Below are 23,482 nucleotides of genomic sequence, written 5' to 3' on the forward strand. Positions count from 1 at the left end.
TTTGCTGTTTATACTGCCGTCTGGAAGATAACCCCGTCAGCCTTCTCGGTGTACTGAGAGAGCTGGTCGAAGTTCAGATAGCGATAGGTGTCTACCGCCGTCTTATCAACCTGAGCGACAAAGGTCTGGTACTCTTCCGGCGTTGGCAGTTTGCCAATCAGCGCCGCAACCGCCGCCAGCTCCGCAGAGGCCAGGAAGACGTTCGCACCGGTACCTAAACGGTTCGGGAAGTTACGGGTAGAGGTAGAAACCACCGTCGCACCGTCCGCCACGCGCGCCTGGTTGCCCATGCACAGGGAGCAGCCAGGGATTTCAATACGCGCACCGCTCTTACCGAACACGCTGTAGTAACCCTCTTCGGTCAGCTGAGCCGCGTCCATACGGGTTGGCGGCGCCACCCACAGGCGGGTTGGCAGCTGGCCCTTATGGGTATCCAGCAGCTTACCGGCCGCGCGGAAGTGGCCGATGTTGGTCATGCAGGAACCGATGAACACTTCGTCGATCTTCTCACCCTGCACCGCAGAGAGCGGACGGGCGTCGTCCGGATCGTTAGGCGCGCACAGGATTGGCTCTTTAATATCCGCCAGATCGATGTCGATCACCGCCGCGTACTCTGCGTCAGCGTCGGCTTCCAGCAGCTGCGGGTCCGCCAGCCATTTTTCCATGCCCTGGATACGACGCTCCAGCGTACGACGGTCGCCGTAGCCTTCCGCAATCATCCACTTCAGCAGCACGATGTTGGAGGTCAGGTACTCTTCAATTGGCGCCTGGTTCAGCTTGATGGTACAGCCCGCAGCAGAACGCTCGGCGGAGGCATCGGTCAGCTCGAACGCCTGCTCTACCTTCAGATCCGGCAGACCTTCAATCTCCAGAATGCGGCCAGAGAAGATGTTTTTCTTACCCTTCTTCTCAACGGTCAGCAGACCCTGTTTGATGGCATAAAGCGGGATGGCGTGAACCAGGTCGCGCAGGGTGATACCCGGCTGCATTTTACCTTTGAAGCGCACCAGCACCGATTCCGGCATATCCAGCGGCATCACGCCAGTCGCCGCAGCAAACGCCACCAGACCAGAGCCCGCCGGGAAAGAGATACCGATTGGGAAACGGGTATGGGAGTCACCGCCGGTACCCACGGTATCCGGCAGCAGCATGCGGTTCAGCCAGGAGTGGATAACGCCGTCGCCCGGACGCAGGGAGACGCCGCCGCGGTTCATGATGAAGTCTGGCAGCGTGTGGTGCGTAGTTACGTCAACCGGCTTCGGATACGCCGCGGTGTGGCAGAAGGACTGCATCACCAGGTCAGAAGAGAAGCCCAGGCACGCCAGGTCTTTCAGTTCGTCACGGGTCATTGGGCCGGTGGTGTCCTGAGAACCTACGGAGGTCATCTTCGGCTCGCAGTACGCGCCAGGACGAATACCGGCTACGCCGCACGCGCGGCCAACCATTTTTTGCGCCAGCGAGTAGCCGCGGTCGCTTTCCGCCACGTCTTTCGCCTGACGGAAAACGTCTGAGTGCGGCAGGCCCAGCGCTTCACGCGCTTTGGTGGTCAGGCCACGGCCGATGATCAGCGGAATACGGCCACCGGCGCGCACTTCGTCGATCAGCACGTCGGTTTTCAGCTCGAAGCTTGCCAGCAGCTCGTTGGTTTCGTGGTTACGGACTTCGCCTTTGAACGGGTAAACGTCAATCACATCGCCCATGTTCAGGTTGTTCACGTCCACTTCAATTGGCAGCGCGCCAGCATCTTCCATGGTGTTGAAGAAGATAGGGGCAATTTTGCCACCCAGGCACAGACCGCCGCCGCGCTTGTTCGGCACGTGAGGAATGTCATCGCCCATGAACCACAGCACGGAGTTGGTTGCGGATTTACGGGAAGAACCGGTACCTACAACGTCGCCCACGTAGGCCAGCGGGTAACCTTTTTTCTGCAGGGCTTCGATCTGTTTGATCGGGCCAACGGCGCCCGGCTGATCCGGTTCGATCCCTTCACGGGCGTTTTTCAGCATTGCCAGGGCGTGCAGAGGGATATCCGGGCGAGACCATGCGTCCGGGGCCGGAGAGAGGTCATCGGTGTTGGTTTCACCGGTCACTTTGAACACGGTAACGGTGATTTTTTCAGCCAGCGCGGGACGGTTCAGGAACCATTCGGCATCTGCCCACGCCTGCATAACCTGCTTCGCGTAAGCGTTGCCCGCTTTGGCTTTTTCTTCGACATCATAGAAGTTATCGAACATCAGCAGCGTTGTAGAGAGCGCTTTGGCGGCAATCGGCGCCAGCGTTTCATTATCCAGCGCGTCAATCAGCGGATGAATGTTATAACCACCCTGCATGGTGCCGAGCAGTTCAATCGCTTTTTCTGGAGTAACCAGCGGGGAGGTGGCATCGCCTTTGGCGATAGCAGCAAGGAATCCGGCTTTAACGTAGGCAGCTTCATCTACGCCAGGCGGTACACGGTTGATCAACAGATCTAACAGGAATTCTTCTTCGCCCTTAGGCGGGTTCTTCAGCAGCTCGACGAGCGCGGCCATTTGGGTTGCATCTAAAGGTTTGGGTACAATTCCCTCGGCGGCACGTTCTGCTACGTGCTTACGGTATTCTTCTAGCACGACGGTTCTCCTCGCTCTCATTGTCATATGCGGCCGGCGTTCTCTTCACGCTCCTGTGAGACAGCAGTTTGTAGGGTAAATGCCCGATACCGCGTCGGGCAGCATAGCAGGATTTCTGCACAGTGTTAATCCGTTTACAAAAAAGCAACATTAAATAATTTGCTGAATCGTTAAGGATGGTATAGCGCGAGGAGAAGGCGAATTTAGGGCACAAAAAAACCGCCAGATAGCGACTTATGTTGCCGTTGCAGCATCTCCCAGCGGCTTTTTATCCATCACATATAATTGTGTAATAAATGCACACACTCTTTATCCGGACGCACCGGGTGGTTTCCCAAGAAAAGTCAAAACTGTAAGGCACGGGTGAATAATACTCGCGGCAACAAGAACGCCTCACGGCACAGCGCTTGTCTCCCTGGAGTCACTTTATGAAGTTGCCTTTTAAGCCCCATCTGCTTGTCCTTTTGTGCAGTGCCGGTCTGTTTGCCGCCTCTGGCGTCATGTTTGTTAAAAGTCGTGCAACGGAACCCGTTACCCCCGCCCCCGTCGCACAACAGTCGGCAGTAGCCCAACCCGCCCCTGTCGTCGCGCCTGCGTACTCCGCCGCACAAATCGATCAGTGGGTCGCCCCTGTCGCGCTCTACCCGGATGCGCTGCTGTCGCAAATTTTGATGGCATCGACCTACCCGGCCAACGTCATTCAGGCGGCACAGTGGTCAAAAGACAACCCTAAAATGCAGGGCGATGCCGCTATTCAGGCCGTTGCTGGCCAGCCGTGGGATCCGAGCGTGAAGTCGCTGGTTGCCTTCCCTCAGCTGATGTCGCTGATGGGTGAAAACCCGCCGTGGGTGCAAAGCCTCGGAGATGCGTTCCTCGCCCAGCCGAAAGATGTGATGGACTCGGTGCAACGCCTGCGCCTGCTGGCGCAGCAAACCGGAGCCTTACAGTCCACGCCGCAGCAGACGGTCACGACCGTGACAAAACCCGCACCGGCGAAAACGACCAGCAGCGAGTCGACAACCAGCACCGCAGCCACGACGAGCCCAACGGTCATCAAGATTGAATCTGCCGATCCGCAGGTGGTGTACGTCCCCACGTATAACCCGAATACGGTTTACGGCACCTGGCCCAACGCGGCCTACCCGCCAACCTATTTGCCGCCCTCTCCTGGAGAGCAATTTACCGACAGCCTGGTCAAAGGCCTCGGCTTCAGCCTGGGCATAGCAACCACCTACGCTATCTTCAGCAACATTGACTGGGATGATGACGACGACTGGGATCACCACCATCACGACGACTGGGATAAACACGGTGGTTATAACCGCAACGGCGATAACAACATCAACATAAACGTCGATAACTTCAACAAAATCAGCGGCGAGCGTCTGACGGATGCCAACCGCACCTGGCAACATAACCCTGCCTATCGTGAAGGCGTGCCTTATCCCACTAACCAGCTTAATAGCCGCTTCCACGCCACCAGTACGCCTGCGGGGCTCAGCGCGACGCAGCCAAAACCGATCAATCGCGATAACCAACGCCAGGCCGCGATGGCTCAGATGGAGAAATCCACCGGGAAAACCTTCCCGCAAACGGCGCGTTCGGGGACGAAAGATGCCCAGCGGCAGGCGTCAAATCAGCAATTGAAGCAGATTTCACAGCGTAATAACTACCGGGGCTACGACACCAAACCGCAGACGGCGAAGCGGAGCAGCACGCAACCGCGCGAGGATCGTCAGGCTTCGGCGCACGGGCAGGAGAAGCGGGTTGCGCAGACGGCACAACAGCGCACCGCTCAGCAGCGGAACGTTCAGCAGCGTGCAAGCCAGCCGCGCGCCAATGCTCTAAGCGGCAACGACAGCCGCTCGGCCAGCTGGCAGGCGCAGCAGCAGCGAGGCGCGCAGAGCCGACAGGTATCTGCTGCTCGTCACCAGCAGCCACGGCAGATGTCTGGTAGCCGGGCTGAACACCGTGAACTCCGTCATCGTTAAGGGAAGCGACATGAAAACAAAATTACTCAGTGGAATGGTGCTGTTCATGATGTCGGCCACCGCGATGGCGCAACAGTCTTTCAGCACGCCCGCTCAGGCCACCGATGCGCTGGTCACCGCCATCAGTGAGCAAAACGAGGTGACGATGAGCAACCTGCTCGGGGAAAACTGGCGCGACTACCTGCCAACTGAAGGCGTCGACCCTGATGCAGTAGACCGCTTCCTGCGCGACTGGAAAGTGCGTCATGACACCATCGTGAACGGCGATACGGCACATCTTGTTGTCGGAGACAGCGACTGGCAGCTCCCTATTCCGGCGATCAAAACCGCCGCTGGCTGGCAATTTGATATGCAGGAAGCCGCAGAAGAGATCCTCACCCGGGAAATTGGACGCAACGAGCTCGCGGCCATTGAAGCCCTTCATGCGTACGTGGATGCGCAGCAAAGCTATTTCGCGATGAACCACAAATACGCTCAGAAAGTGGCAAGTTCAGAGGGGAAAAAAGATGGGCTCTACTGGCCGGTCTCGCCTGGCGAAGCGCCAAGCCCACTCGGCCCGGCATTCAGTCCGAAAGAGCCGGGTACAGGCTATCACGGGTATCGATTCCGTATCCTTCCCGATACTAACGGCTTTGCGATGGTCGCCTGGCCCGTCACTTACGGTCAGACCGGTGTGATGAGTTTCATGATTAATCAGGACGACAGGGTGTACCAGAGCAATCTTGGCAGCGATTCAGAACATAAAGCAAACGCTCTCACCGCATACCATCCGGATAAAACCTGGCACCCCGTCGCCCCGTAAATCAGCAAGGCCGGGTCAGGCGAAGCCGCCACCCGGCTGTTCTTCTTACAGGATATTCGCCACTGATTTCGCCAGCTGCGCTTCAAGCACCGGCTTCGCCTCTTCGAACTTCAGATTTACCTTGTTGGCGTTAGACACCACGCGGGTCTGATACTTCGCGCGATCGCCCTGCTCGCTGCTGGTCTGCAGCTTCACGCCGGAGGTCCCCTGGCGCAGTGCTGCGATATTATCAGTCGTCACTTTCGCTTTGCTGCGCTCGGAGATCTGCAGGTCGGTTACCATCGTGTAGTTCACGTCTTCCACCATGGCATCTGCCGCCATACCGATCAGACCCGCCGCGAGGCCCACGCCCAGCGCTGCGCCGGAAGAGTTGCTGTTATAAGCCGTGATACCTGCACCCAGCGCAGCCCCGACGGCAGCACCTTCATACCCGGTTTTCAGATAGCCCTGCGCCTCACGCAGGTCCATCTTATCGGCTTTCAGCACGTTAGCCTGCACCCAGTAGTAGGCGCCGTCTGGAGAACTCGTCACTTTGTAGCCTTTGGCGGTCAGGTCGTTCGCCAGCAGGGTCTGCAGGTTGCTCATGTCTTTATCGGAGGTGTTTTTAACCTGAATGTAGACCGTTTTTTCACTGGAGGGCTCAAGCCAGACGGTTTCGCTCATCTGGGTTTTCACCTCCAGATTACGTTTCTTAACCGCCGTCGTTACCGCACCGCACCCTGTCAGGGTCAGCGCTGCCGCCACTAAGCCAATCACCGCGACTTTCTTTAAAGACATGTGTTTCCCTTTTTTCGTGTAATAAAAGAGTCCAGAACCCCTAAACCGCGCGGCCAGTAGCCACACAATGGTGCAAAAAGTATCGGCAGATAAACGAAAATTTTTAGCGGAAATATCAATTAGATGACTACTAAAACGGGTAGTTTCAGGCAAAAAAAAACGCCTCCGAAGAGGCGTTCATCAAGCAAAAAGAAACTTATTTCTTTTTCGCTTTCGCGTTTGGCAGGTCGGTGATGCTACCTTCAAACACTTCGGCCGCCAGGCCCACGGACTCGTGCAGAGTCGGGTGAGCGTGGATGGTCAGCGCGATGTCTTCAGCGTCACAGCCCATTTCGATAGCCAGACCGATTTCACCCAGCAGCTCGCCGCCGTTGGTGCCGACAATCGCACCACCGATGACGCGGTGAGTCTCTTTGTCGAAGATCAGTTTGGTCACGCCATCTGCGCAATCGGAAGCGATAGCACGGCCAGAAGCAGCCCACGGGAAGGTGGCGGTTTCGTAGCTGATGCCTTTCTCTTTCGCTTCTTTTTCGGTCAGACCCACCCAGGCAACTTCTGGCTCGGTGTAGGCGATTGATGGGATCACCTTCGGATCGAAGTAGTGCTTCATGCCGGCGATAACTTCAGCGGCAACGTGACCTTCGTGAACACCTTTGTGTGCCAGCATTGGCTGACCGACGATATCGCCGATAGCAAAGATGTGCGGCACGTTGGTACGCAGCTGCTTGTCAACGCGGATGAAGCCACGGTCGTCCACTTCCACGCCAGCTGCGCCAGCGTTGAGGTTTTTACCGTTCGGCACGCGGCCGATTGCTACCAGCACGGCGTCGTAACGCTGCGCTTCAGCAGGGGCTTTTTTGCCTTCCATGGAAACGTAAATACCGTCTTCTTTCGCTTCAACGGCAGTCACTTTGGTTTCCAGCATCAGGTTGAATTTCTTGCTGATGCGTTTGGTGAAGACTTTAACGATGTCTTTGTCTGCAGCCGGGATAACCTGGTCGAACATTTCAACCACGTCAATCTCTGAACCCAGCGCATGGTACACGGTACCCATTTCCAGACCGATGATGCCGCCACCCATAACCAGCAGGCGCTTCGGCACTTCTTTCAGTTCCAGCGCATCGGTGGAATCCCACACGCGCGGATCTTCATGTGGAATGAACGGCAGTTCAATTGGGCGAGAGCCTGCCGCGATGATCGCGTTGTCGAAGTTGATCACGGTTTTGCCGTTTTCGCCTTCAACTTCCAAGGTGTTCGCACCGGTGAATTTACCCAGACCGTTTACCACTTTCACTTTACGGCCTTTGGCCATACCCGCCAGACCGCCGGTCAGTTGAGTGATAACTTTCTCTTTCCAGGTACGAATTTTGTCGATATCGGTTTTCGGCTCGCCGAAGACGATGCCGTGGTCAGCCAGCGCTTTGGCTTCTTCGATAACTTTCGCTACGTGCAGCAGCGCTTTAGAAGGGATACAGCCGACGTTCAGACAAACACCGCCGAGGGTGCTGTAACGTTCTACGATGACGGTTTCCAGACCTAAATCCGCTGCGCGGAACGCTGCGGAGTAACCTGCCGGGCCTGCCCCAAGTACTACGACCTGAGTTTTGATTTCTGTGCTCATCATGACCTCTTAATTTATACCCGTCGTCCACCGGGTCGTTCTATCCGCTCGTATTTTACAAAATTGTTAACAATTTTGAAACAACAAACGGCTCACGAATTGTCGCTTTCGCCAATAACCTCAAAAACACCATGAGATTATCAGAAAAAAGCCGGCCGACTGGCCGGCTTTTCGATTACATCACCAGGCGGCGAATGTCGCTCAGCGTGTTGTTGATGATGGTGATGAAACGCGCACCATCAGCACCGTCGATCACGCGGTGGTCGAAGGACAGAGAGATTGGCATCATCAGACGCGGCACGAACTCTTTGCCATTCCACACCGGCTCCATCGCGGACTTGGACACACCGAGGATAGCCACTTCAGGCGCGTTCACAATCGGCGCGAAGTGGGTCGTACCCAGGCCGCCGATGCTGGAGATAGTGAAGCAACCGCCCTGCATTTCGCCAGCAGTCAGCTTACCATCGCGCGCTTTCTTGGAGATCACGGTCAGTTCGCGGGACAGCTCGGTAATGCTCTTCTTGTTCACGTCTTTGAAGACCGGAACAACCAGACCATTTGGCGTATCAACCGCAACACCGATGTTGATGTATTTCTTCAGCGTCAGCTTCTGGCCGTCTTCGGACAGGGAGCTGTTGAAGCGTGGCATCTGTTCCAGAGCCGCAGCAACCGCTTTCATGATGAAGACCACTGGGGTGAATTTCACGTCCAGTTTACGCTTCTCAGCTTCGGCGTTCTGCTGCTTACGGAACGCTTCCAGATCGGTGATATCGGTTTTGTCGAAGTGCGTAACGTGCGGGATCATTACCCAGTTACGGCTCAGGTTAGCACCAGAGATTTTCTGGATGCGGCCCAGCTCCACTTCTTCGATTTCGCCGAACTTGCTGAAGTCCACTTTTGGCCATGGCAGCATGCCCGGGATACCGCCACCGGCGGCTGCAGCAGGTGCAGCTTCGGCACGTTTCACCGCATCTTTCACGTAGGTCTGAACGTCTTCGCGCAGGATACGACCCTTACGGCCGGTCCCTTTCACTTTCGCCAGGTTCACGCCGAACTCGCGCGCCAGGCGACGAATCAGCGGGGTCGCGTGGACGTAAGCGTCATTTTCAGCGAACTCAGATTTGCCTTCTGCTTTTGCAGCAGGGGCCGCGGCAGGTTTAGCCGCCTGAGCCGGTGCAGCAGCAGGGGCTGGAGCTGCAGCCGGAGCTGCGGCAGGCGCAGCGCCTTCCACTTCGAAGACCATAATCAGGGAGCCGGTAGACACTTTGTCGCCGGTGCTGATTTTGATCTCTTTAACGGTACCCGCGAACGGCGCAGGGACTTCCATGGAAGCCTTGTCGCCTTCAACGGTGATCAGTGACTGTTCAGCGGCAACTTTATCGCCCACTTTCACCATCACTTCGGTCACTTCAACTTCGTCACCGCCGATGTCCGGTACGTTAACGTCTTTCGCACCGCCGGCAGCTGCTGGTGCAGCAGCCGGAGCCGGAGCAGCGGCCTGTGCTGGCGCAGCGGCAGGTGCAGCACCCGCCACTTCGAAGACCATGATCAGGGAGCCGGTAGACACTTTGTCGCCGGTGTTGATCTTGATCTCTTTAACGGTACCCGCGAACGGAGCCGGCACTTCCATAGAGGCTTTGTCGCCTTCTACGGTGATCAGTGACTGCTCGGCCGCAACGGTGTCGCCCACTTTCACCAGGATTTCAGTAACTTCAACTTCGTCACCGCCGATGTCAGGCACGTTTACTTCTTTCGCTGCCGCGGCAGCTGCTGGAGCAGCGGCGGCCGGAGCGGCTTCTTTCTTCTCTTCCTGCGCAGGTGCAGCAGCTGCTGCACCGTCGGCGGAATCGAAAATCATGATCAGTTTGCCGGTCTCGGTTTTATCGCCAACAGAGACTTTGATCTCTTTAACGATGCCAGCCTGAGGAGACGGCACTTCCATAGAGGCTTTGTCGCCTTCTACGGTGATCAGCGACTGTTCAGCTTCAACCTTGTCGCCCACTTTGACCAGGATCTCGGTGATTTCAACTTCATCAGCCCCGATGTCCGGTACATTGATTTCGATAGCCATTATTCTTTTACCTCTTACGCCAGACGCGGGTTAACTTTATCTGCATCGATGTTGAATTTGGTAATTGCTTCCGCAACCACTTTCTTATCGATTTCGCCACGTTTAGCCAGTTCGCCCAGTGCTGCTACAACCACGTAAGAAGCATCAACTTCGAAGTGGTGACGCAGGTTTTCGCGGCTGTCAGAACGACCGAAGCCGTCGGTACCCAGTACGCGATAATCATCAGCTGGAACGTAAGTACGAACCTGCTCAGCGAACAGTTTCATATAGTCAGTAGACGCCACCGCCGGTGCATCGTTCATCACCTGAGCGATGTACGGAACGCGCGGGGTTTCCATTGGGTGCAGCATGTTCCAACGCTCACAATCCTGGCCATCACGCGCCAGCTCAGTGAAGGAGGTCACAGAGTACACGTCGGAACCTACGCCGTAGTCTTTCGCCAGGATCTGCGCTGCTTCACGAACGTGACGCAGGATAGAGCCGGAGCCCAGCAGCTGAACTTTACCTTTGCTACCTTCGAGGGTTTCGAGTTTGTAGATACCTTTACGGATACCTTCCTCGGCACCTGCTGGCATTGCCGGCATGTGGTAGTTTTCGTTCAGGGTGGTGATGTAGTAGTAAATGTTCTCTTGCGCTTCACCGTACATGCGGGTCAGACCGTCGTGCATGATGACGGCCACTTCGTACGCGTAAGACGGGTCGTAAGAGATACAGTTAGGGATAGTCAGAGACTGAATGTGGCTGTGGCCATCTTCGTGCTGCAGACCTTCACCGTTCAGGGTCGTACGTCCGGAAGTACCGCCTACCAGGAAGCCGCGAGCCTGCTGGTCGCCTGCCTGCCAGCACAGGTCACCGATACGCTGGAAACCGAACATGGAATAGTAAATGTAGAACGGGATCATCGGCAGGTTGTTGGTGCTGTAAGAGGTCGCAGCAGCCAGCCAGGATGCGCCTGCGCCCAGCTCGTTGATACCTTCCTGCAGGATCTGGCCTTTCTCGTCTTCTTTGTAGTATGCAACCTGCTCACGGTCCTGCGGGGTATACTGCTGGCCGTTCGGGCTGTAGATACCGATCTGACGGAACAGACCTTCCATACCGAAAGTACGCGCTTCGTCGGCGATGATTGGAACCAGACGATCTTTGATCGACTTGTTCTTGAGCATCACGTTCAGGGCACGAACGAAGGCGATAGTGGTAGAGATCTCTTTGTTCTGCTCTTCCAGCAGCTGAGAGAAGTCTTCCAGCGCCGGCAGTTCCAGCTTCTCGGTGAAGTTTGGCTGACGAGCTGGCAGGTAGCCTTTCAGAGCCTGACGACGTTCGTGCAGGTACTTGTGCTCTTCAGAACCTTCCGGGAAGGTGATGTAAGACAGGTTTTCTACCTGCTCATCGGTCACTGGAACGTTGAAACGGTCGCGGATATAACGCACGCCGTCCATGTTCATTTTCTTAACCTGGTGAGCGATGTTTTTACCTTCTGCGGTATCACCCATGCCGTAACCTTTGATGGTGTGGGCCAGGATTACAGTCGCTTTACCTTTGGTTTCCTGCGCTTTTTTCAGTGCAGCGTAGACTTTCTTCGGATCGTGACCACCGCGGTTCAGGGCCCAGATCTGCTCATCAGTCCAGTCTGCAACCAGCGCTGCGGTTTCAGGATATTTACCGAAGAAGTGCTCACGAACGTAGGCACCGTCTTTGGATTTGAAGGTCTGGTAGTCGCCGTCAACGGTTTCGTTCATCAGCTGGATCAGCTTACCGCTGGTGTCTTTACGCAGCAGCTCATCCCAACGACCGCCCCACATGACTTTAATCACGTTCCAGCCAGCACCGCTGAAGATGCCTTCCAGTTCGTTGATGATCTTGCCGTTGCCGGTTACCGGACCATCCAGACGCTGCAGGTTACAGTTGATGATGAAGCACAGGTTGTCCAGCTTCTCACGGGTGGCGATGGTGATCGCACCTTTAGATTCTGGCTCATCCATTTCGCCGTCGCCCAGGAAGGCGTATACGGTCTGCTCGGAGGTATCTTTCAGACCACGGTGTTCCAGGTATTTCAGGAATTTAGCCTGATAAATCGCACCGATTGGACCCAGACCCATAGATACGGTCGGGAACTGCCAGAATTCAGGCATCAGTTTAGGGTGCGGGTAAGAAGACAGACCTTTACCGTGAACTTCCTGACGGAAGTTATTCATCTGCTCTTCAGTCAGACGACCTTCCAGGAATGCACGTGCATAGATGCCCGGAGAGATGTGGCCCTGGAAGTACACCAGATCGCCACCGTCTTTCTCGTTCGCTGCACGGAAGAAGTGGTTGAAGCACACTTCGTAAACGGTTGCAGAAGACTGGAAGGACGCCATGTGGCCACCCAGTTCCAGGTCTTTTTTGGATGCGCGCAGAACGGTCATGATGGCGTTCCAGCGGATTGCAGAACGGATACGACGTTCCAGATCCAGATTGCCCGGGTATTCCGGTTCGTCTTCGACGGCAATCGTGTTTACGTAGTTGTTAGCCCCTGCACCTGCAGCAACCTTCACGCCGCCTTTGCGCGCTTCTGAAAGGAGCTGATCAATCAGATACTGAGCGCGCTCAACACCTTCTTCACGGATGACCGATTCGATCGCCTGTAGCCAGTCGCGAGTTTCGATCGGATCCACGTCATTTTGGAGACGTTCTGACATGGGGGTATTCCTTATCTATCTAATACGTTGATTTGTCTGGAACCTGTCCCATTGTATTTTCGCCAGAAAACACAATAAGACAGGTTCTGCGTTTAGTTGCCGCGCTCTAAAAGTACCTGGCGCTTAATCCTTTCGTTGCTGTATGCGGCGTAATGAACGTTCGCGACGCGATTGTTCACGGCTGCGGTCCAGCAAGATTTCCTCAATGAAAGCCAGATGGCGGTGCGACGCTTCGCGCGCCTGCTCCGGTTCCCCGGCCATTATCGCCTCGAATACTCGGGTGCGATGGTTGCTTACCAGTGGGAGCATGTCCCGACGGGCATACAACAATTCAAAATTTTGACGAACGTTCTGGGCCAGCATGGGCTCCATGCAGCGTAGCAGATGGAGGAGCACCACGTTGTGCGCCGCTTCGGTGACGGCAATTTGATACTGGACAACGGCACTGGACTCGGCGTCTAAGTCGCCGGACTGCTGTGCCCGTTCAATGGCCTGATGCAGCTCGCGGATACGCTCGCGATCTTCATCATTGCTGCGAAGGGCGGCGTAATAGGCCGCAATACCTTCAAGCGCGTGACGGGTCTCAAGCAGATCAAACTGGGATTCTGGGTGGTCAGAGAGAAGTTCTACCAGCGGGTCGCTGAAGCTCTGCCACAGGCTGTTTTGAACAAAGGTTCCGCCGCCCTGGCGACGAAGCAGCAAGCCCTTTGCTTCGAGACGTTGAATCGCCTCACGCAGAGAGGGACGTGAAACGTCGAACTGTTTTGCCAGCTCGCGTTCTGGCGGAAGTTTTTCACCCGGGCGCAGTGTCCCTTCGAGGATCAAAAACTCCAGCTGCTGCTCAATCACATCGGAAAGTTTTGGTTGGCGAATTTTGCTGTAGGCCATATTCCCTGTCTTACGCCTTTTTGCCCGGAGTCAATTGGTCTTACCAATTTAAAGTTCGTATCGCTAAAGTAACAAAGTATTCACCTTCTGTCCATATTGGTTTTGATTGAAATCAGTAAACCCTGCACATTTTAACAACCTTACAGAAATAACGTTTCAGAAATGTAACTTTGCACAAATGAGTTCTTTACTACCAAAGAGGCAGTTTTAACCTTAATGAAACGAGGGTTTTTGCAATCTGAAGCGATTCAACAACGCAAATAATGAAAATTCGCCCACTTATGGAGCATTTCTATTCTATAGCTTGGGGTATGAAGGGTTAACGGGCCGATTTACAAATGCTTTCTTTTTATTCAAGTCGTCATCGTCCCTTCATAAAGCAGGTGCATTCGCTGGCGCTTACCACTATTCTTGCGCTTACGGAAGTCATCTCCGCTTTTTTCGGTATCATTAACCGTAAAGAAATAAATACAGAATATGGACTTTCATAATTACACACGCTCAGCGTGAACATAACAACCACACACGAGGTTTCAAATGGAAGCTCAACAGCACGGCGATCAGCTAAAGCGCGGGCTTAAGAACCGCCACATACAGCTCATCGCACTGGGTGGTGCTATCGGTACCGGCCTGTTTCTGGGAAGCGCATCCGTAATCCAGTCCGCCGGTCCTGGCATTATTTTGGGTTACGCTATCGCCGGTTTTATTGCCTTTCTGATTATGCGTCAGCTGGGTGAGATGGTCGTTGAAGAGCCGGTTGCAGGCTCGTTCAGCCACTTTGCCTATAAGTACTGGGGAAGCTTTGCCGGTTTCGCCTCCGGCTGGAACTACTGGGTGCTGTACGTCCTGGTTGCCATGGCTGAGCTTACCGCCGTCGGGAAATACATTCAGTTCTGGTATCCCGAGATCCCAACCTGGGCTTCTGCTGCGGCCTTTTTCGTCCTGATTAACGCCATTAATCTGACCAACGTAAAAGTGTTCGGAGAGATGGAGTTCTGGTTCGCCATTATTAAAGTGGTTGCCGTTGTGGCGATGATCATCTTTGGCGGCTGGCTGCTGTTCAGCGGCAACGGCGGCCCGCAGGCAACGGTACGCAACCTGTGGGAGCAAGGCGGGTTCTTGCCTCACGGCATGACCGGCCTGGTGATGATGATGGCGATCATCATGTTCTCCTTTGGCGGGCTGGAGCTGGTGGGGATCACCGCCGCGGAAGCAGACAACCCGGAGCAGAGCATCCCGAAAGCTACCAACCAGGTTATCTACCGCATACTGATCTTCTATGTGGGCTCGCTGGCCGTGCTGCTCTCCCTGCTGCCGTGGACGCGCGTGACCGCCGATACCAGCCCGTTCGTGCTGATCTTCCACGAGCTGGGCGATACCTTCGTGGCGAACGCGCTTAACGTCGTGGTGCTGACCGCTGCCCTCTCCGTGTACAACAGCTGCGTCTACTGCAACAGCCGTATGCTGTTCGGCCTCGCTCAGCAGGGTAACGCCCCGAAAGCGCTTCTCAATGTTGATAAACGCGGCGTGCCGGTGAATACCATTATTGTGTCTGCAGTGGTGACGGCGCTCTGCGTGCTGATCAACTACCTGGCACCGGAATCGGCCTTTGGCCTGCTGATGGCGCTGGTGGTCTCGGCCCTGGTGATCAACTGGGCGATGATAAGCCTGGCGCACATCAAGTTCCGCCGCGCTAAGCAGCAGCAGGGTGTGACTACCCGCTTCCCAGCCCTGCTTTACCCGCTGGGTAACTGGGTGTGCCTGGTGTTCATGGCGGCCGTGCTGGTCATCATGCTCATTACCCCGGGCATGGCGATTTCCGTTTACCTGATCCCGGTCTGGATTGCGATCCTCGGCGTGGGCTACATGGTTAAGCAGAAAAACCAGAAAGCGGTGAAAGCGCACTGATAATCTCCACTCTGTGCCCGTTATTGCGGGTACAGAGTGGTGTTACCTTCCTCACAAATTCTCGCCTACAGCAATTTTATCCATATCACCGCCTTTATCCTGCAACGCATATATTCGTGAGCCAGCGAATAATTCTCTCCATACCGTAACCCGGAGAGCTGTCGATGGATAACAATAAACTGTCAGTAAAAGAAAAGATCGGCTATGGCATGGGCGACGCTGGATGCAATATCATCTTCGGCGCCATCATGTTGTTTGTTAACTATTTTTATACGGATATTTTTGGCCTCGCACCTGCGCTGGTTGGCGTACTGCTGCTGTCTGTCCGCGTGATTGACGCCGTAACGGACCCGATCATGGGCGCAATTGCCGACCGCACCCGCAGCAAATATGGGCGGTTTCGTCCATGGCTGCTGTGGATTGCGTTCCCCTACGCGCTGTTCAGCATCCTGATGTTCACCACCCCAGACTGGAGCTATAACAGCAAAGTTATCTATGCCTTCGTCACCTACTTCCTGCTGTCGCTGACCTATACGGCCATCAATATTCCCTACTGCTCGCTGGGCGGCGTGATCACCAACGACCCAAAAGAGCGCGTTGCCTGTCAGTCCTATCGCTTCGTGATGGTCGGTATCGCCACGCTGCTGCTGTCGCTTACGCTGCTGCCGATGGCTGACTGGTTTGGTGGTGATAACAAGGCCAAAGGCTACCAGATGGCGATGACCGTGCTGGCGCTGATTGGTACCTGCATGTTCCTGTTCAGCTTCTCTACCGTGCGCGAGCGCGTACGCCCGGCCGTACAGACCCACGACGAGCTGAAAAACGACCTCAAAGACGTGTGGAAGAACGACCAGTGGGTACGCATTCTGCTCCTGACTCTTTGCAACGTCTGCCCGGGATTTATCCGCATGGCCGCCACCATGTATTACGTCACCTGGGTGATGGGCCAGAGCACCCACTTCGCCACGCTGTTTATCAGCCTTGGCGTCGTGGGCATGATGCTCGGCAGCGTGCTGGCAAAAGTGCTGACCGACCGCTGGTGTAAGCTGAAGGTATTTTTCTGGACCAATATCGCGCTGGCGATTTTCTCAGCCGCCTTCTACTTCTTCGACCCGAAAGCCACGGTCACCATCGTGGTGCTCTACTTCCTGCTCAACATCCTGCACCAGATCCCGTCTCCGCTGCACTGGTCGCTGATGGCCGACGTGGACGACTATGGCGAGTGGAAAACCGGGAAACGCATCACGGGGATCAGCTTCTCCGGCAACATTTTCTTCCTGAAGCTGGGGCTGGCGATTGCCGGGGCGATGGTGGGCTTCCTGCTCTCCTGGTACGGTTACGACGCGGGTGCGAAAGCGCAAAGCGCGGACGCCATCAACGGGATCGTGCTGCTGTTTACCGTCATTCCGGGCATTGGATACTTGGTTACCGCTGGGGTGGTACGCCTGCTGAAAGTGGACCGCGAAACCATGAAGCAGATCCAGTCCGATCTGGAAAAGCGACGCGCCAACTACCGCGAGCTGAATGATTACCAGGAACTTAAAGCCGCAGAGACTAAATAAGGAAAGCCGAATGCAGACCTGGCCAAACCCGTTTATTGAACAACGCGCCGATCCGTATATTTTGCATCATGAGGGGCAGTACTATTTTATTGCCTCCGTGCCGCAGTACGACAGGCTGGCGATCCGCCGCGCTGACTCGCTTGAAGGGCTGCGCGGTGCCGACGAGGTGGTCGTCTGGCACAAGCCCGAGACCGGCCCGATGAGCCAGCTGATCTGGGCGCCGGAGCTTCACCACATCGACGGTAAGTGGTACATCTATTTTGCCGCCACGCACACCCAGGCGCTCGACGCGCTCGGGATGTTTCAGCACCGCATGTTCGCTATTGAATGCGCGGATGGCGATCCGCTCACCGGCACGTGGGTAGAAAAAGGGCAGATCAAAACGCCTTTCGATACCTTCGCCCTGGACGCCACTACCTTTGTTCATCAGGGGAAACGCTGGTATCTGTGGGCGCAAAAAGCGCCGGATATCACCGGCAACTCCAATCTTTATCTGTGCGAAATGGAGAACCCCTGGACGCTGAAAGGCGAGCCAGTGATGCTCAGCAAGCCGGAGTATGACTGGGAGTGTCGCGGGTTTTGGGTGAACGAAGGCCCGGCGGTGCTGGTTCATGGCGATAAGCTGTTTATCAGCTACTCCGCCAGCGCAACCGATGAGAACTACTGCATGGGATTACTGTGGATAGAGATGAGCGCCGACCCGCAAGACCCGGCAAACTGGCATAAAGCCCCGCGACCGGTATTCGTCACCAGCTATGAGAATCGTCAGTACGGGCCGGGCCACAACAGCTTTACAAAGACGCAGGATGGGGAAGACGTGCTGGTGTATCACGCGCGTAACTACACCGAAATTGAGGGCGACCCGCTGTACGATCCGAACCGCCATACCCGCCTGAAGCTGGTCCGCTGGGACGAAAACGGGATGCCTGATTTTGGCATCCCGCCTGCGGATACGCTTTAACCGCTGCGGCGCGCTGGCTTATACCAGCGTGCCGTAAATGGTCAGCAATGCCACGACCACCACCACAACAAACGACGTTTTCTTCGCCATGGAGACGGCCGCTTTTGGCGTTTCCACTTTGTCCGCGTGCGGCTCACGCGCCAGCGAGAACTGGGCCAGACGCGTTAATACGTGATATTGCGAGGTATGGCGATCGCCCAAAGAGGCAAACCACGCGGGCAGCGCTTTTTCACCATGGCCAATCAGCGCATAAACCACGCCGACTAAACGCACCGGCAGCCAGTCCAGCACGTGCAGAATGGCATCAATCCCGGCAAGCAGACGCTCGTGTGGCGTCAGGTAGCGCGCCAGCCAGGTCTGCCAGGCGCGCAAAAATGCATAGCCCATCAGCAGAACCGGCCCCCACGGGCCCCCGACCACAAACCAGAACAGCGGTGCCAGATAGTAGCGGAAGTTAATCCACAGCAGCGCGTTTTGCAGCTCGCGCAGGAACTCACGTTCGTTGCAGTCCGGCGGCACGCCGTGGATCAGGGTCAGCTCGCTCGCCATTGCGCTTCGCGCATGGGCGTCATCGCGAGACGCCGCTTTCAGATAAGCGTGATAGTGCAGGCGCACCTTGCCTGCGCCAATACAGAGTACGCCGAGCAGGATCCATACCACCAGCAGCGGCACGTTGAAAAAGAGCCCGTAAAGCGCGCGCAGCAGCAGGAACGTAATGACCATCACGCCAGCCGTCATTAGCAGCGTGCGCAGCATGGAAAAATGTTTGATCCGGCGGAAGATAACCTCCAGCCGATGATCCAGGTGCCAGTGTTCGCCCAGCTTAAACAGGCGTTCAGCAATCATTACCAGCAGCATGGTAAACAACGTCATGTCATCTCCTTATCTGACGAGGCGGTAAGCATGGCGCGAAACCGGGACCAGTCGAATGCCGGGCCGGGATCGGTTTTTCTTACCGGGGCAATGTCGCTGTGCCCGGTAATATTCTCCGCAATCGAAGGGTACACCCCGATTAGCGTCTGGGTAACAGCAGCCAGCTGTTGGTACTGCGCATCGGTGTAGGGGAGGCTATCCGTCCCTTCCAGTTCAATGCCAATGGAAAAATCGTTGCAGCGCTCGCGCCCATGATACATCGACACGCCCGCATGCCACGCGCGTTTATCAAAAGGAACATACTGAACTACCTCGCCATCACGACGAATCAGACAGTGAGCCGATACGCGCAGAGAGGCAATTTCAGCAAAGAAAGGATGGGCATCGGGATCTATGGTTCCCGTGAATAACGCATCGATCCACGGGCCACCAAATTCGCCCGGCGGGAGACTGATATTATGAACCACCAGCAGTGTGGGCTTTTCATCCTCCGGGCGGCAATCGTGGTGCGGCGAGGGCACATGCCGCGCGTCCACCAGCCATCCGTTTTCTAACAACATGCTGGAACTCCTTATGTATGGTGCAGTTACTCGGTTCAGAGTAGCATGTTTCAATATTATGATTCGTTACCAATTTGGAGTTTTATCATGCCGCCTCGCCGCTACAACCCCGACCACCGACGTGACGCCCTTCTGGAACGTATTAACATGGATATCCCGGCAAGCGTTGCTCACGCTCTGAAAGAAGACCTGGGCGGAGACATCAGTGCCGACAACGATATTACCGCACAATTGTTGCCAAAAGAGACGCGCTCCCATGCGGTGATTATTACCCGTGAAGCGGGCGTTTTTTGCGGAAAACGCTGGGTTGAAGAGGTCTTTACCCAGCTGGCGGGTGACGATGTTCAGGTAACCTGGCACGTTGAAGATGGGGATGCTCTCACCGAAAACCAGCCGCTGTTTGAGCTGGCTGGCCCGTCCCGCGTGCTGCTCACCGGCGAGCGTACCGCACTTAACTTCGTGCAGACGCTTTCCGGCGTTGCCAGTGAGGTCCGCCGCTACGTTGACCTGCTGGCCGGCACCCGCACGCAGCTGCTGGATACCCGCAAAACGCTGCCGGGCCTGCGCACCGCGCTGAAGTACGCGGTACTCTGCGGCGGCGGCGCAAACCACCGTCTGGGGCTATCGGATGCCTTCCTGATAAAAGAAAACCACATTATTGCCTCCGGCTCCGTGCGTCAGGCGGTGGAAAAAGCCTTCTGGCTGCACCCGGACGTTCCGGTTGAAGTCGAAGTCGAAAGCCTTGAAGAGCTGGATGAAGCCATTAAGGCGGGCGCAGATATCATCATGCTCGATAACTTCGAAACGGAGCAGATGCGCGAGGCGGTAAAACGCACCAACGGTCAGGCGCAGCTTGAAGTCTCCGGCAATGTGACCTTCGATACCATCCGTGAATTCGCGGAAACGGGCGTCGATTACATTTCCGTCGGCGCGCTAACCAAACATGTTCGCGCTCTCGATCTCTCGATGCGTTTCAAATAGCGTTGCCTCCCCTCTCCGCCCGGAGAGGGGAAATTCAGCCCGGCTCGCAAATTCAAAGCCATTCACTGCAACCCCGCGCGAATTCCCTGAAAGCCTCTTCACGTTCCTTATTTTGCCCCTCGTCTCCCTCTCCTCTCGCTGCCAGAGTAGCGCCACCAAACCGGAGGAGCAGATATGAACAAACAACACGGATTCACTCTTATTGAGCTGATGGTGGTGATAGGCATTATTGCCATTCTGAGCGCCATTGGCGTACCCGCCTACCAAAATTACCTGCGAAAAGCAGCCCTTACCGACATGCTGCAAACCTTTGTTCCCTACCGCACCGCCATTGAGCTTTGCGCCCTGGATCGCGGCGGCGTGGAGAGCTGCGATGCAGGCACAAACGGCATCCCATCCCCGGCGACAACGCGCTATGTGTCAGCGATGAGCGTGGCTAAAGGCGTCGTGTCATTAACCGGCCAGGAGAGCCTGAACGGTCTTGAGGTGCTCATGACGCCAGTCTGGAGCGACGCCAATGGCATGACGGGCTGGACGCGCGACTGCAGGATCGACGCCGATAGCGCGCTCAAGCTGGCCTGTGAAGATGTCTTCCGCTTCGACAGCAACTAACCGAAGGGGAATACAATGAATTCAGAACAGCTAATGGCGCTGTGCCAGCGTCACCACGCCCTGCTACTCGCGAGTGACGCAGACACGATCGGCATTGCCGTGGTGGGAAACCCCGGGGCTGAACTCATGGAAGCACTCCGCTTCGCGACGCAAAAGCGCATCGATATCGAATGCTGGACCGCCGAACGGATGGAGAAACAACGACAGCTTGCCTCACCGGCCAGCCTGCCGGGCGTATCTTCAGCAGGCCCAGCGGCGGATATACTCAACCACACCTTGCTTCAGGCCCTGCATCAGCGAGCGTCCGATATACATATCGAACCGACGGAAAACGGCTGTCAGATCCGTTTGCGTATTGACGGCGTTCTTTACCCTCAGCCTCAGCTTACCGTCGCGTCAGGAACCATTCTTATCGCGCGGCTCAAAGTGTTGGGTAACCTGGATATCGCCGAGCGTCGCCTGCCGCAGGACGGTCAGTTCACGGTTGAGCTGGCAAACGAGAGCGTCTCTTTTCGCATCGCCACGCTTCCCTGCAGCGGAGGAGAGAAAATCGTGCTGCGCTTGCTTCATCAGGTCCAGCAGGCGCTGGAGATTGGGCAGCTGGGTATGAGTGAAGACCAGCAGAGGCGCTTTTCCGGCGTACTGAATCAACCGCAGGGGTTAATTCTGGTCACAGGCCCCACCGGCAGCGGTAAAACCGTGACGCTTTACACGGCGCTCCAGGCGCGAAACACGCCTGACGTGAATATTTGCAGCGTTGAAGATCCGATAGAAATTCCGCTTGCGGGGTTAAACCAGACGCAAATTAACCCTCGCGCAGGGTTGACCTTCCAGAGCGTGCTGCGCGCCCTGTTGCGCCAGGATCCAGACATTATCATGGTGGGGGAAATTCGAGATGGTGAAACGGCAGAAATCGCCATCAAGGCCGCGCAGACCGGGCATCTGGTGCTGTCCACGCTTCATACCAACTCCACAACGGAGACGCTTATCCGCCTGCAGCAGATGGGCGTCGCACGCTGGATGATCTCATCAGCGCTTTCGCTCGTCATTGCCCAGCGTCTGGTTCGACGGCTGTGCCCACACTGCCGGAAGGACGCCAGCTGCCACGCGGAATTACCTCGCGCCGTATGGCCTCGCCCGCTGCCACGCTGGCAGCCCGGCGGCTGCGATCGCTGCTATCACGGTTACTACGGTCGCGTTGCCCTTTTCGAAGTGCTGGAAATTGACAATACGCTGCGTCAGGCCATTGCCGGCGGGGAGAATAGTGAGGTGATAGAAGCCAGCGCACGCCAGGGAGGAATGACCTCCTTATTTGAGCATGGCTGCATGGCCATTGAGCAAGGGCTGACCACGCTTGAGGAGGTGATCCGCGTCCTGGGAATGCCCGATGGCAAGTAACCAGCTCTGGCGCTGGCGGGCGCTGACAGCGGAGGGCGAACTGCATACGGGAACACTTTGGGCCATAGATCGCGACGCTGCAGTATTGGCGCTAGTTCAACGTGAACTGCACCCACTGGCGCTCACGCGCTGCATGCAACGCCACCGGTGGCAGGGTCATCACTGCTACGCTGTTTTTCGCCAGCTCGCCACGCTCCTTCACGCAGGCCTGACGCTTTCTCAAAGCCTGCAAATGCTGGCGGAGCAGCATCCTTTAACGCATTGGCAGGCGCTGCTGCACAGCCTTGCGAACGATCTTAGTCAAGGCTGTGCTTTTTCAGCAGCCATGGCGAAATGGCCTACGGTATTCAGCCCGCTCTATATTTCGATGATAAAAACGGGGGAGCTGACGGGAAAGCTGGAGGAGTGCTGTCGCGAGCTTGCGCAGCAGCAGAAATCTCAGCAGCTGCTTAGTGCGAAAGTTAAAAAGGCACTGCGCTACCCGCTGATCATCCTGACGCTTGCCGCGCTTGTGGTGCTGGCGATGGTCACGCTGGTGCTGCCTGAATTCGCCGCTATCTACAACACCTTCAATACCCCCCTTCCCCTGCTCACGCGGGGAGTGATGGGGCTGGCAGCATTCATCCAGAAGCACATCGTCATGATGGCCGTTCTGCTCGTGCTGGCGATCGGCGCTGTATATAAATTGAGGAATCACCCGCGCTCGCAGCGGATGTTGCTACGGCTGCCTGTTCTGGGAACGCTGATGCGCGGGCAAAAGCTGGGACAGATTTTCACCGTGCTGTCATTAACGCAGCAGGCCGGTATCGCCTTTTTACAGGGGCTGGAAAGTGTCGAAGAGACCGTTGAGAACCCGTACTGGCAAGGCATACTTAGGGAGATCCACGAACGTGTCGAAGGGGGAATGCCTGTCTGGGCATCGTTTCACAAAGCGGCCGTTTTTACGCCACTCTGCATCCAGCTGATTCGAACCGGTGAAGCCTCTGGCGCACTCGATATGATGCTGGTAAACCTTGCTCGTCACCATACGGAGCAGACGTTCCAGCAGGCAGATAACCTGGCTGCGCTTCTGGAACCGTTACTCTTGATTGTCACCGGGTTGATTATCGGCACGCTGGTGGTGGCTATGTATCTGCCCATTTTTCATCTGGGAGATGCCATGAGTGCGGGATAGTACTGAACGGTGCTGGCGC

The 23,482-nt window shown here is 56.0% G+C and carries 17 protein-coding genes; 9 read left to right on the forward strand and 8 right to left on the reverse strand.

Going from position 1 to position 23,482, the window contains the following annotated elements:
• Positions 1 to 8 precede the first annotated feature (8 nt).
• Positions 9 to 2,606: a bifunctional aconitate hydratase 2/2-methylisocitrate dehydratase gene (gene acnB, locus D5067_RS18950; RefSeq protein WP_119935505.1), complete on the reverse strand. Its 2,598-nt coding sequence runs from the start codon at positions 2,604 to 2,606 to the stop codon at positions 9 to 11.
• A gap of 428 nt (positions 2,607 to 3,034) precedes the next feature.
• Here acnB and D5067_RS18955 point away from each other — a divergent pair, with 428 nt between their 5' ends.
• Together D5067_RS18955 and D5067_RS18960 are read left to right on the forward strand one after the other, a co-directional pair.
• Complete coding sequence (locus D5067_RS18955; RefSeq protein WP_119935506.1) at positions 3,035 to 4,597, forward strand: DUF3300 domain-containing protein; 1,563 nt, start codon at positions 3,035 to 3,037, stop codon at positions 4,595 to 4,597.
• 10 nt (positions 4,598 to 4,607) lie between these two features.
• The gene (locus D5067_RS18960; RefSeq protein WP_119935507.1) at positions 4,608 to 5,399 is read left to right on the forward strand and encodes a DUF2950 family protein; all 792 of its coding nucleotides are present in this window, start codon (positions 4,608 to 4,610) and stop codon (positions 5,397 to 5,399) included.
• A gap of 45 nt (positions 5,400 to 5,444) precedes the next feature.
• Here the strand turns inward: D5067_RS18960 and traT are convergent, their stop codons facing one another.
• From traT to pdhR, 5 genes are all read right to left on the reverse strand, one after another.
• Positions 5,445 to 6,176: a conjugal transfer complement resistance protein TraT gene (gene traT, locus D5067_RS18965; RefSeq protein WP_119935508.1), complete on the reverse strand. Its 732-nt coding sequence runs from the start codon at positions 6,174 to 6,176 to the stop codon at positions 5,445 to 5,447.
• A gap of 196 nt (positions 6,177 to 6,372) precedes the next feature.
• Positions 6,373 to 7,797: a dihydrolipoyl dehydrogenase gene (gene lpdA / locus D5067_RS18970; protein WP_119935509.1), complete on the reverse strand. Its 1,425-nt coding sequence runs from the start codon at positions 7,795 to 7,797 to the stop codon at positions 6,373 to 6,375.
• Between the two features lie 175 nt (positions 7,798 to 7,972).
• The gene (gene aceF / locus D5067_RS18975; protein WP_119935510.1) at positions 7,973 to 9,868 is read right to left on the reverse strand and encodes a pyruvate dehydrogenase complex dihydrolipoyllysine-residue acetyltransferase; all 1,896 of its coding nucleotides are present in this window, start codon (positions 9,866 to 9,868) and stop codon (positions 7,973 to 7,975) included.
• A gap of 14 nt (positions 9,869 to 9,882) precedes the next feature.
• Positions 9,883 to 12,546 carry a pyruvate dehydrogenase (acetyl-transferring), homodimeric type gene (aceE, locus tag D5067_RS18980; protein ID WP_119935511.1) on the reverse strand — a complete coding sequence of 888 codons (2,664 nt, stop codon included), beginning with the start codon at positions 12,544 to 12,546 and terminating at the stop codon, positions 9,883 to 9,885.
• Positions 12,547 to 12,669: 123 nt separating this feature from the next.
• On the reverse strand, positions 12,670 to 13,434 hold the full coding sequence (gene pdhR, locus D5067_RS18985) for a pyruvate dehydrogenase complex transcriptional repressor PdhR (RefSeq protein WP_119935512.1): 765 nt from the start codon (positions 13,432 to 13,434) through the stop codon (positions 12,670 to 12,672).
• 537 nt (positions 13,435 to 13,971) lie between these two features.
• Between pdhR and aroP the strand changes: the two genes are divergently transcribed.
• The 3 genes from aroP (at position 13,972) to D5067_RS19000 (ending at position 17,865) form a co-directional block, all read left to right on the forward strand.
• A complete protein-coding gene (gene aroP, locus D5067_RS18990; protein ID WP_119935513.1) occupies positions 13,972 to 15,342 on the forward strand; it encodes an aromatic amino acid transporter AroP in 1,371 nt (456 codons plus the stop codon).
• Positions 15,343 to 15,506: 164 nt separating this feature from the next.
• Complete coding sequence (locus D5067_RS18995) at positions 15,507 to 16,904, forward strand: glycoside-pentoside-hexuronide (GPH):cation symporter (RefSeq protein WP_119935514.1); 1,398 nt, start codon at positions 15,507 to 15,509, stop codon at positions 16,902 to 16,904.
• Positions 16,905 to 16,914: 10 nt separating this feature from the next.
• Positions 16,915 to 17,865 (forward strand): glycoside hydrolase family 43 protein, encoded by a 951-nt coding sequence (locus D5067_RS19000; protein ID WP_119935515.1) that lies wholly within the window; start codon positions 16,915 to 16,917, stop codon positions 17,863 to 17,865.
• An 18-nt stretch (positions 17,866 to 17,883) separates the two neighbouring features.
• Here the strand turns inward: D5067_RS19000 and ampE are convergent, their stop codons facing one another.
• Complete coding sequence (gene ampE, locus D5067_RS19005) at positions 17,884 to 18,738, reverse strand: beta-lactamase regulator AmpE (RefSeq protein ID WP_119935516.1); 855 nt, start codon at positions 18,736 to 18,738, stop codon at positions 17,884 to 17,886.
• Positions 18,735 to 19,298: a 1,6-anhydro-N-acetylmuramyl-L-alanine amidase AmpD gene (gene ampD, locus D5067_RS19010; protein ID WP_119935517.1), complete on the reverse strand. Its 564-nt coding sequence runs from the start codon at positions 19,296 to 19,298 to the stop codon at positions 18,735 to 18,737. The genes ampE and ampD overlap by 4 nt, the downstream gene beginning before the upstream one ends.
• An 87-nt stretch (positions 19,299 to 19,385) precedes the next feature.
• Between ampD and nadC the strand changes: the two genes are divergently transcribed.
• The 4 genes from nadC to hofC all read left to right on the forward strand — a co-directional run bounded on the left by nadC (position 19,386) and on the right by hofC (position 23,463).
• Entirely contained in the window at positions 19,386 to 20,279 is an 894-nt protein-coding gene (nadC, locus tag D5067_RS19015) for a carboxylating nicotinate-nucleotide diphosphorylase (protein ID WP_119935518.1), read from the forward strand.
• 174 nt (positions 20,280 to 20,453) lie between these two features.
• Positions 20,454 to 20,891 (forward strand): prepilin peptidase-dependent pilin, encoded by a 438-nt coding sequence (gene ppdD, locus D5067_RS19020; protein WP_119935519.1) that lies wholly within the window; start codon positions 20,454 to 20,456, stop codon positions 20,889 to 20,891.
• 15 nt (positions 20,892 to 20,906) lie between these two features.
• Positions 20,907 to 22,289 (forward strand): type II secretion system protein GspE, encoded by a 1,383-nt coding sequence (gene gspE / locus D5067_RS19025; RefSeq protein WP_119935520.1) that lies wholly within the window; start codon positions 20,907 to 20,909, stop codon positions 22,287 to 22,289.
• On the forward strand, positions 22,279 to 23,463 hold the full coding sequence (hofC, locus tag D5067_RS19030; RefSeq protein ID WP_119935521.1) for a protein transport protein HofC: 1,185 nt from the start codon (positions 22,279 to 22,281) through the stop codon (positions 23,461 to 23,463). The genes gspE and hofC overlap by 11 nt, the downstream gene beginning before the upstream one ends.
• Positions 23,464 to 23,482 lie beyond the last annotated feature (19 nt).

This window comes from Enterobacter huaxiensis (assembly GCF_003594935.2).
Lineage (GTDB): Bacteria > Pseudomonadota > Gammaproteobacteria > Enterobacterales > Enterobacteriaceae > Enterobacter > Enterobacter huaxiensis.